Consider the following 10,565-nt stretch of genomic DNA (forward strand, 5'->3'; position numbering starts at 1 on the left):
AATTTCACACTTAAACACTTAATACCTAAACAACTGAGGAAGGTTGTGCCTGCTTAAAGTTATAAAGTTCATCTTGATTTAATAATGTTTGCGTCTCTAACAAAATAATCAGTTTGTTATCAACATCAACTAAACCTTTTACGAAACAGTTATCAATTTCGTTACCAAAATCAGGTGCTTTGCGAACAGATTTTTTATTGAATTTATAAACTTCTGATACCGCATCAACAACAATGCCAACCACCATAGGTTTTTGTATATCTTGAGTGCGTAAAATTATCGTAACCGTTTGTTTGTTGTATTCTAAAGGAGCCAAACCAAAACGCTGTCTAAGATCAACTATTGGAATAATGATGCCACGTAAATTAATAACCCCTTTGATATAACTAGGTTTATTAGGTAATGGAGTTACTGAGCTACATACTCGTATTTCCTGTACACATAAAATATCTACGCCAAACTCTTGGTCATTTAATACAAAAGTAAGATATTCTTGTTCCTGTTCCATAGTATCTCTCTTATATTATTCGTGAGGTTTTATTGATTGAAGGGCTTGCACGTTTAACAAGGTAACAACGTTGTCTCCAACATTAACTAAGCCATCAATATAATAATGAGGTACAGAGCCTCCAAAAGCTGGAGATTTTTTAATTTCATCATCTTCTGTATTTAATACATCAGACACAGCATCTACAACAAAGCCTATGGTGCGGGTGGAATCTTCAAGCTCTACTTTTAGTACAACAACTACGGTTGTTTCTAAGTAATTAACTTCACCAATACTAAATTTAATACGTAAATCAACAATGGGAACTATGATGCCTCGCATGTTGATAACGCCTTTAACATCTATGGGTGAATTGGGAATGATTGTTGGTGTTTCCCAGCTTCTTATCTCTTCTACACTCAAAATATTAACGGCGTACTGTTCACTACCTAATTGAAAAGTTAAATATTGTTCACCACTACTTATAAAATCTATGCCTTCTAATGAGTACTCGCCTTCTACAGGAATTTCATCAACTAAAGATTGAATATCCATTAGTGTGTTACCTCTTCAGAATACGTAAGCTTATCGGTTTTATGATTAAAGCTTTTTAGTGCATTATTTTGAGCCATTTGGATAATACCGGGAATATCCAAAATCATGGCAACTGAGCCATCACCTAGTATTGTGGCTCCTGAGATCCCTTCCACTTGCTGATAGTTTTCGTTTAAGCTTTTGATCACAACTTGTTGCTGGGCTAATAAGTCATCAACCATTAAACCAATTTTTTGATCTTCGGCTTCAACCACAACTAATAATGAACCTTCAACCTCTTTAGTTTCTGCTTCCAGATTAAATAACTGATAAATAGGTAAAACAGGTACGTTATCTTCACGTAATCGATAAACAACCATGTCACCTGAAACACGATTGATTAATTCACTTTGTGCTTGTAACGATTCAACAATAGTAATAAGTGGAATTATGTATATTTCACTACCGACTCTGACGAGTTGTCCGTCCAAAATAGCGAGCGTTAAAGGGAGATGAACTTTAAAGGTACTTCCTTTACCTTCCGTAGATTCTATTTGTATACGTCCGCCGAGGGATTGAATGTTCTTCTTAACAACATCCATACCAACGCCTCGCCCAGAAATATCACTAAGCTCTTTAGCCGTTGAAAAGCCAGGTTCTAATATCAGATCAAATACTTGTGAATCGGTTAATGAGGTATTTCCATCAACAATGCCTTTTTCTATAGCTTTGTTGAATACAGCTTCTCGATTAATCCCACCACCATCATCACTAATTTCAATAACAATACTTCCACCTTGATGATATGCATTAAGAATGATCGTGCCTTGCTCTGGTTTACCGTTGGCTAAACGAACATCTGTAGATTCTATGCCGTGATCAACTGCATTTCTCACTAAGTGAACCAAAGGATCACCAATTTGTTCCATAACAGTTTTATCAAGCTCGGTTTGTTCACCTTTTAAGATGAGCTCAATCTGTTTTCCCGTTTTTTTCGATAAATCATGGATCAAACGAGGAAAACGATTAAAAGCAAAACTAATAGGCAACATACGTATGCGCATTACGCTTTCTTGTAATTCTTTCGTGTTTTGTAATAGTTGCTCTAAGCCTCGGTTAAGCCTTTCAACTTTTGATAAGTCAAAATCATTACCAAGTTCTGACAACATAGATTGTGTAATAACCAGTTCACCCATTAGGTTAATTAAGCTATCAACCTTGTCTACACCAACTCTTATAGAACCTACATCAGCTTTAGGCTTAGTAGTTTTAACTGTAGCGGCTGCTGGTTTAACTTTTAGCTCTGGTTCAGTTGTTTTAGCTATTGGAGGAGCTGATTCGTCTGCTTGAACATTGTTTTGTTTGTTATTGGTGCTTTCAGCAGTTGACGGTTCATTAATTAGTAGAGGGTTATCTGTTTTTACTTGAGGAGTATTATTGTTGTCTTGCGAAGATGGAATTTGCTTTTTAGTTATCGTTAACTGACATTCATCTTCTACCCATTCAAAAACTTCTTTTATTTCCTCAATATCAATATCAGCAACTAAAGTTATACTCCAACTTAAATATAACTCTTCAGGATCCATATCATTTAAAGCGGGCAATTCTGATGAATTAGCTTCAATGCTAACTTCTCCTAAATCAGCTAACGCATTAAACAAAAATTGAGGGTCGTTACCTGTTTTAACTAAATGATGCTCAGGAATAAACTCTATTAACCATGTAGTTTGATCTGATGCAGTCTCATTATTTACCTGAATATTTGATGTTTCAGCAATGCTAGAAATATCACTACCTTTTAGTGTTGCTTCTAATTGAGCCGTAACTTCAATTATTTTTTCGTCTTCGCATGTTGTGTCTTCTTTAATCGACATCACAAGCAGTCTCATACAGTCGACAGAGTCTAGTAGTATTTCAATATCGCCTTGAGCTATGTCTCTTCGCCCATCTCGCATTTCATCAAGCAATGTTTCAACTAAGTGAGTAAACTCAGTTACAGCATCAAAACCAAATGTACCGGCCCCACCTTTAATTGAATGTGCGGCTCTAAAAATTGAATTAATAGTTTCAGTGTCACCTTGCTCTAAGCTGAGTAAACTTGATTCCATTAATTCAAGACCTTCAAAGCTTTCTTCTAAAAAACTGGGAATGAATTGAGACAGATCTATGCTCATTGTAAGTTACCTACACAACACGTTTAATGGTTGCTATTAATTTTTCAGGATTAAAAGGTTTAACTAACCAACCTGTTGCGCCAGCCGCTTTGCCACGTTGTTTCATATCACCTGAACTTTCTGTGGTTAGCATTAAAATAGGTGTAAATTTGAAACTAGGTAGTTTTCGTAATTCTGAACAAAGTGTTATTCCGTCCATGTTTGGCATATTTACATCAGAAATAACTAAATCAAACGATCCCATTTTGGCTTTGTTTAAGCCTTGTTGTCCGTCATTTGCTTCAACTGTGTCATAACCTGCACTTTTTAATGTAAAACACACCATATCTCGAATTGAATTAGAGTCATCAACTACCAATATTTTGGTCATATTTCTTTCCTTATCTATGTGAACAACAAACTACAAATGTTAAACATTTATGTATTGATTTAAGAGTGCTTCGTTAAGCCCTAATTGCTTAACACTGTTTTGAATAACTGAAGAGTTAGAAGACCAGGTCAATTCTTTATTCTGCGCTGAGATATAAATAATAGTGGCGAGTAAAAGTTGAATACCTAGAGTGTCTATTTTCTCAATTTCATCTGAATTGATTGATACCGTAGCGTTGTCATCGATATAAGAAAGTAAAGAAGCTTTACACTCTTCTATCTGAGTTATGGTTAATTGTTTTGGCAACGTAAACATAAAGACTCTTCGATTAAAGTTAATGTTATTGACTAATTAAAATTTAGGACAAATTCTCTATACTGCAAGTTTTTAATAAAAAAATTATATTTATTAATAATTTAACTATTTTTTAACAAAAACGTCATGATTGTTACAAACAGAAGGTGGTCAGAATTAAACAATTTGCAACTACAAATTATCAATTGTTCGTCTATGATTAATGAGGTGAGTAATAAAGGAATTGAAACATGTCGGAAGAAGCACGTAAGGTACCAAGTCAAATATTTAGATGGTTTGAGCGTATGAAAGAAAGCTATGATCAATCTATTCAAAATACGTTAACAAAGTTTGAGTCTTATAGTTCACAACAACAAGATCGAATAGATACTTCGCACAAAGCAGAAATTGAACATTTAAAAAACATGAATGAGAAGCAATCTGCTCTATACAATAAACAAATAGAACAACTCCATAAAGACGTTAACTACTACCGTCAACAGTTGGAAAAACAACAACAAACAATAGATGATCTTAATACACGTTACGATACGGTATTAAGATGTATGCTACCAAACAAACAACCGAATAATATTAAAGATATTTTTTCAGAACATGACTTTCTCAGCCCTATCGATGAAGAAATTACAGATGATATTGATTATAAAAGTACAAACACCTCTGAAATAACCTATGAAAATACTAAAACACAATTTGAACCAACTAGCATTGTGTCTGATGAAAAGACTATTAATAATGAATTAACCCCTGATTTACTCTTTGATCAAGCGATACAAAAAAGAAATGAAAGTGAATATAGCCAAGCTTTTATGCTTTTCGAAAAAGCAGCAAAACTTGGACATGCAAAATCTATGGGTGCTATGGGGAGATCATACTTTCTAGGTGAAGGAATTGATGAGGATCAATGTACAGGCTTAGCATGGTTAATAAACGCAGCTAATCTTGAACTTTCACAAGCGATTAAAAGAGTAGAACACTTTGCTACAACAGCACCTGAACTATATGAAAAGGCAAAGTTAAAGTCGGAACAATTACTTTAAGCAGATATCATACTATCAAACCTGAACACTCGATAACTGCTTTCTAAATCATTGGTTTATAATACCTTAGCCATAAAGTAATGGGGATTTAACTTATCTAAATGATTTCATACTTTCCCAATGTTGCTATTTACTCTGTATAGCAAGACGTATTATTCCTGATAGAAGCTAAATACCTACATCAATGCAAACAACGATGGTAAGCGGTTAAATAACAATATTTGGCATAACCCACTGATCCCGAGTTTAGGTTATCTAAATAATGTAGCTTTAGCTAACCACTGATGAGTTTTATACATAACTGACTACATTTTAATATATAAAGAACGCAGATTAACGTTGGCGTATTAATGGCTATTCGTTAGAATTAGTTATTATTTAATTTTTAATGGCTGTATATGCAATCTTTTTTAGAATTCCTCCCGCTCGTTGTATTTTATATTGTTTGGAAGTTTTCAGATATATATTGGGCAACTGGCGCACTCATCGCTATGTCAGCACTACAAGTGTTATTTTATATTGTACGCGGTAAAAAAGTACCTACAAAAACATGGATCTTTTTTGCCTTAATCAGTGTCTTTGGTGGTTTAACAATATTCATGCATGATGATACATTTTTGAAATGGAAGGTTACTGTCATCAACGGTGTTTTTGCTATAGCACTTGTTGTTAGCCAATATGTTTTCAAAAAGAATATTATCAAGCAATTTTTAGGTGAATCACTCACCTTACCTGAACATATTTGGAATAACTTAAATTTAAGTTGGGCAACATTCTTTGCACTTTGTGGTGCGTTAAACCTTTACATCGCTTTTAACTTTGAACAAGAAATTTGGGTTAATTTCAAAGTATTTGGTTTAACGGGTTTAATGATAGCCTTTTCTATTGGGTCGATATTCGCACTTTATAAATACTTACCAAAAGAAGAGAATGAAGAAAAATAATTTAAAACAAATTAAAATAGAGAGTGAAAATGTATTATTTAATCTATAGTGAAGATGTAGATAACAGTTTATCTTTGCGCATGAGTGTTCGTGAAAAGCATTTAGACCGCTTAAGAGCTTTACAAGATGAAGGTCGTTTATTAGTAGCAGGCCCATGCCCTGCAATTGATAGCGATAACCCTGGAGATGCTGGATTTACCGGCTCACTAGTTGTGGCAGAATTTAACAGCTTAAAAGAAGCGAAAGATTGGGCTGATGTAGATCCTTATATAGACGCAGGTGTTTATAAAAAGGTAATTGTTAAACCATATAAAAAAGTTCTTCCTGCATAATCATCAATACTTAGTACTGAATAAGAGAATAAAACCTTATGAAAAAATTAGTAATCGTTAGCTCTATGTGCATTTTATTCTCATCTTTTAACAGTACAGCCAAAAGCTCTTCTATTATCAGCCAGTGTGATGACAAAAACTCAGAAAGAGCCGAATATTCTCAATGCTTGGATCTTGTAAAAATTAAAATAGATCGCGAATTAGAAACTTGGGAAAACAATCAATTATTTATATTAGAAGATATCGCGAAAACTACAGGTAGGCAGTCAGCGTATAACATGTTTAAACGTGCACAAAAAAACTTCATAACCTACAGAGATAACAATTGTAAATGGCAATTTCTAGCTCAATTACCATCAAATGACTCAGCTCCAGCTTTTAAAGAATGTTACATTCTAACGACGAAAGATAGAATAAATGAACTTAGTAGACTAAATAAATAACCCATAAACTAATAGAGCTAAACACACATTTCATTATAGAACATCTTCCTAAGTTATGACTTATCACTCATGTATTAGCTAAAAATTAAGTGATAAGTTTTAACTACAATGATTACCATTCACCACCATGTTACCTTCTAAATCATATCTAATTTTATAGCCACACAGCTTCTACTTCTCAATACATTTAAATTTTCTAAATCTTATGTAATGTTAACTCATGAACAAACTAGCTATTAAAACTAGTTTATCTTAACCATATTCCTTAAGTCACGTTCATCCATTTTACATATCAAACCCATGACTGCCGATTATTAAACACTTAAATTTGTATCATTTATTAAGTCTTATCTATTAGTCACCAATACATAAACATCCTTATCGATCGCAATATCAAAGGCTCACATGACCGATAAATGTGATTATTGAATCAAAGTCTAACTCCCTCTTTAATGTAAAACACTCACAATAAAAGAAATGAAAATAGTGCTTGATCTATAACCATTATCGATATACTGTATATAAACACAGTACACCGAGGTTTATAAATATGTTTGCACTAAACAACAACAATATCAGTAAGTTAAATATAACCACATTAGAAGCAGTTAATGATTCGAAGCAATGGTTAAGCATAAAAGATATAAATAATGTAGATTCATTAACAGAGCAGTACTCAACAATTTATCAAAAGCATCATGTAAATAATAAATGGATATTAATGATAAACCCTGAAAACAGCTCATTAGAAAGTATGGAAAACATTTCCAAAAAATCTTTCTCTAAAATATTAAGAGTTAATTCAAATAAAGTTAATGTAAGACTAGAAAATATAGAAACGGCCTTACGCAAAGGAAACTGTTCAGCAGTTATTATCAACAATGCATCATTCACAGATATTGAATTAGCCCAATTATATTCATCTGCGAAGGAAGGTAATACACAGTGTATTATTTTGAATAACAAAAAATTGATACATTAGAGACAAACACAGATTTTAATTACATAGTTTAACGGCTAAAATACTGAGTAAATACCTGTTAAATATATTATCGAATCGAAATATGCTTTGTCCTTGCGGAACTAATATTGAATACAATAAATGTTGTGAAACAATTATTTCAAATGCAAAAAAGGCAAGATCGCCTGAGCAGTTAATGCGTTCAAGGTACACTGCGTATGCAATTAAAAATAGCCAGTATATATTTAACACATATTCAAGCGCATCTCAGAAAAAGCAATCTTTACAAGAGATAGATACTTGGGCAAAAGATACTCAATGGTTAAACTTATATGTATTGGGCGGTAGTGAATATATAAACAACGCTAGGCCAACAGTTACATTTGAAGCTATCTATAAAAATAATGGCAGCTTTTATAAAATGAGAGAGAAATCATTATTTGTTAAAGAAAATGATCATTGGCGATACGTAGATGGAAGTGACCTCACCTTTGACGAACTCAACACTCCTAAAAGAAATGATGTTTGTTTTTGCTCTAGTGGAAAAAAATATAAAAAGTGTTGTGGTAAATAGGTTTAATGTACATTACAGATATAATTTAAATCTAGTGAGTGAATATCCATAATTTATGATTATTTACATTTTCATATATAAATGGGATATATAAAGCCTCAGATCAGGATCTAATAGGTAACGAGTAAATACCTTAAATAGTTTACAAATCCTTTCCAAGAAGATGTCATCACTAATAAGTAAAACTAAACTCTCAACTCTACAGTGTGTTTCATGCTTTCGTTCACTGTGTTTAACCACTCTTCCGCTTTAAAACTTAATCTTGAATTAACTTTTTTATCACCTTCATCTTTGTTCTCATGTTTTTTCTGGCAATACAAACTTGTATTATCAAGAACATCTCTAGATATAAATTTAATATCGTTTCTAAAAGCTAAAGGAACAGGTTTAAGTGCGTTGGTTAAATAAAGGTCTGATAAGGTATTACCTTGGATAAGATCAGCTTGATTAAATGCTTGAATGTTATCAACGCCATCTAATGCTAAAGCTTGTTCTAAAGGTAATTTAAATAACTTTCTTAAGTTCTCTTCATCAGATGCGAAGGATACATCTTCTGTTATTGGTAATGTAAATTGAGAGTGTGCTCGTACATCATCAGTTAACATAGCTAAAAGCAAAGAGAATTGAGATCGCTCTTTATGATGAATACATTGGTTAAGCTTATCGCCTAACTGTAATTCATTTATTAAGATGTCGTTTTTTATATCATCTACAAGCAATTAATATACTCTTTAAATATTCTTAATACTTGTATCGGCCGAGATTAAAAATAATTGATATATTTATATTATTAATTTTCTCTGTAAAATGTACTTAACTTATTAACGACCAAAGTCTTCATGCCTCTTTCAAAATTCACAATACAAAAACTAAATAAAGATCGAAAAAAAGATATCAAAAGTTTCTATAAACAAAATAGTTATTCGGCTAGTTTTATAGGTTACGATCACGCCTACATACTTACATTAGAAGATAAAATAATAGGTGCTGTTATTATTTCTTATCAATCTGAAAATAACCGCTACGCTTTGCTACATGGATTATTTATAGAACCAAGTTTTAGAAATAAAGGCTGCGCTAACTTACTAATAAAAAATGTAATAAGAGAGCATAAGCATATTATTTGTTTTGCTGAAAGAGAACTGGAATGTATATATATTAGTAATGGTTTTATTGAAGAAAAGTCAGATAAGCTTCCTAGCTATTTAATAAAAAGATATGAGAGTTACGTAAAAAAGAGTACAAGGTTATCCATCTTTATTAATAATGATGAGGATAATGGATAAGTAGCACCTGCCTTCCGGTAAAATTAATACATTATTACATTAATTTTCATGTGTTAAATAAATCAAACAACATTCCCAGTTAAGAACGGATAAGAACAAAATTAGTTCGTACTACCCTTTATTATTCAAAAGCCTTAAAAATCATGAAATAAATAAACTAAAAGTGTGAGCACAGCGATTAATTCAAAAGAATAGAGGAGTAAGGGTTGCAGAATCAAACGTCAGCTCGTATTAATAACCATTTTTGTACCTATTCACTATTCAAAATATCATTTTTTTGGTCTCGTGAGATAAAAAATAAACACCTCTTGATTACCTATTATATATCCCATAAAAACAAATTTTATTCTTCAGTATAATTAAGACTATAAATTTAACCTAACATCTAACTTTCTTAAATATAAGAAAGCCCCCCTTTAGAAAAACCTACGGGTTTATGACATGCATGGATGTACGAATGCCGCGTGTGCATGGATTTACATGGATGTAAATAATTAGAACAACGCAGGAGCAGTTGTCGAGATGTGCAGGAGTGGCGTCCGACTATGCTGCATCAATGAACGGCTTTTCGGTGAATACGAATAGTAAACGCGTTCTATCTTCGCGTATAGAATGTTTGGATTTTCAAACGCCAGATAGCAAAAAACCCGTAGCATAAGCTACGGGTTTCTTTAAATAGAAGCCTAGCAATGTCCTACTCTCACATGGGAACTCCCACACTACCATCGGCGCTACTGCGTTTCACTTCTGAGTTCGGAATGGGATCAGGTGGGGCCACAGCGCTATTGTCGCTAGACAAAAATTGTACTTGTTAAATTCATACTGACGTCATTGCTGCAATCTCTGCGATGCTCATTGAGTAAACTCAAATCCACTTCTCGCTCTATTGCGGCTTTGTCATTATGTTATTTACCTACGTAAATAATTAACAAGATTTAAAATCTTAGAAAGCTGTTTAATACATTTAATCTCTTATTCGCACATGTGTACGTGTCACTCATAGAGTGTGTCAAACTTCATACAAAACCATTTAGGTGTTGTATGGTTAAGCCTCACGGGCAATTAGTATCAGTTAGCTCAAGGCCTCACAACCCTTACACACCTG

Annotated in this window: 13 protein-coding genes and 1 rRNA gene; 7 read left to right on the plus strand and 7 right to left on the minus strand. The window is 32.9% G+C overall.

The window, feature by feature from the left end:
* Positions 1-25: 25 nt before the first annotated feature.
* Genes Q5N69_RS08745 through Q5N69_RS08765 form a run of 5 tightly spaced genes read right to left on the minus strand, consistent with a single transcriptional unit; the run spans position 26 to position 3,904 of the window.
* Positions 26-508, minus strand: coding sequence for a chemotaxis protein CheW (locus Q5N69_RS08745; protein ID WP_304368499.1), 483 nt, complete (start codon positions 506-508; stop codon positions 26-28).
* 15 nt (positions 509-523) lie between these two features.
* A complete protein-coding gene (locus tag Q5N69_RS08750) occupies positions 524-1,042 on the minus strand; it encodes a chemotaxis protein CheW (protein WP_304368500.1) in 519 nt (172 codons plus the stop codon).
* Complete coding sequence (locus tag Q5N69_RS08755; protein ID WP_304368501.1) at positions 1,042-3,195, minus strand: chemotaxis protein CheA; 2,154 nt, start codon at positions 3,193-3,195, stop codon at positions 1,042-1,044. Before Q5N69_RS08755 ends, Q5N69_RS08750 begins: the two co-directional genes overlap by 1 nt.
* A 10-nt stretch (positions 3,196-3,205) precedes the next feature.
* Entirely contained in the window at positions 3,206-3,565 is a 360-nt protein-coding gene (locus Q5N69_RS08760; RefSeq protein ID WP_304368502.1) for a response regulator, read from the minus strand.
* 39 nt (positions 3,566-3,604) lie between these two features.
* A complete protein-coding gene (locus Q5N69_RS08765; protein ID WP_342866554.1) occupies positions 3,605-3,904 on the minus strand; it encodes an STAS domain-containing protein in 300 nt (99 codons plus the stop codon).
* 206 nt (positions 3,905-4,110) lie between these two features.
* Between Q5N69_RS08765 and Q5N69_RS08770 the strand changes: the two genes are divergently transcribed.
* The 6 genes from Q5N69_RS08770 to Q5N69_RS08795 all read left to right on the plus strand — a co-directional run bounded on the left by Q5N69_RS08770 (position 4,111) and on the right by Q5N69_RS08795 (position 8,174).
* Positions 4,111-4,920 (plus strand): hypothetical protein, encoded by an 810-nt coding sequence (locus Q5N69_RS08770; RefSeq protein WP_304368504.1) that lies wholly within the window; start codon positions 4,111-4,113, stop codon positions 4,918-4,920.
* Positions 4,921-5,318: 398 nt separating this feature from the next.
* Positions 5,319-5,864: a septation protein A gene (locus Q5N69_RS08775; RefSeq protein ID WP_304368505.1), complete on the plus strand. Its 546-nt coding sequence runs from the start codon at positions 5,319-5,321 to the stop codon at positions 5,862-5,864.
* Between the two features lie 29 nt (positions 5,865-5,893).
* The gene (locus tag Q5N69_RS08780; protein ID WP_304368506.1) at positions 5,894-6,196 is read left to right on the plus strand and encodes a YciI family protein; all 303 of its coding nucleotides are present in this window, start codon (positions 5,894-5,896) and stop codon (positions 6,194-6,196) included.
* A 38-nt stretch (positions 6,197-6,234) separates the two neighbouring features.
* Entirely contained in the window at positions 6,235-6,639 is a 405-nt protein-coding gene (locus tag Q5N69_RS08785) for a lysozyme inhibitor LprI family protein (protein ID WP_304368507.1), read from the plus strand.
* Positions 6,640-7,189: 550 nt separating this feature from the next.
* Positions 7,190-7,621, plus strand: coding sequence for a hypothetical protein (locus tag Q5N69_RS08790; RefSeq protein ID WP_304368508.1), 432 nt, complete (start codon positions 7,190-7,192; stop codon positions 7,619-7,621).
* Positions 7,622-7,703: 82 nt separating this feature from the next.
* Complete coding sequence (locus Q5N69_RS08795; protein WP_304368509.1) at positions 7,704-8,174, plus strand: YchJ family protein; 471 nt, start codon at positions 7,704-7,706, stop codon at positions 8,172-8,174.
* Between the two features lie 185 nt (positions 8,175-8,359).
* Here the strand turns inward: Q5N69_RS08795 and Q5N69_RS08800 are convergent, their stop codons facing one another.
* Positions 8,360-8,893: a VC2046/SO_2500 family protein gene (locus Q5N69_RS08800; RefSeq protein WP_304368510.1), complete on the minus strand. Its 534-nt coding sequence runs from the start codon at positions 8,891-8,893 to the stop codon at positions 8,360-8,362.
* A gap of 120 nt (positions 8,894-9,013) precedes the next feature.
* On the opposite strand from Q5N69_RS08800, the gene Q5N69_RS08805 reads away from it, so the two are divergent.
* Positions 9,014-9,460 carry a GNAT family N-acetyltransferase gene (locus Q5N69_RS08805; RefSeq protein ID WP_304368511.1) on the plus strand — a complete coding sequence of 149 codons (447 nt, stop codon included), beginning with the start codon at positions 9,014-9,016 and terminating at the stop codon, positions 9,458-9,460.
* 681 nt (positions 9,461-10,141) lie between these two features.
* On the opposite strand, the gene rrf is transcribed toward Q5N69_RS08805, so the two are convergent.
* A 5S ribosomal RNA gene (gene rrf, locus Q5N69_RS08810) occupies positions 10,142-10,256 on the minus strand.
* Between the last annotated feature and the right edge of the window lie 309 nt (positions 10,257-10,565).

It is taken from the genome of Pseudocolwellia sp. AS88 (assembly GCF_030551755.1).
In the GTDB taxonomy this organism is placed as follows: Bacteria; Pseudomonadota; Gammaproteobacteria; order Enterobacterales; family Alteromonadaceae; genus Pseudocolwellia.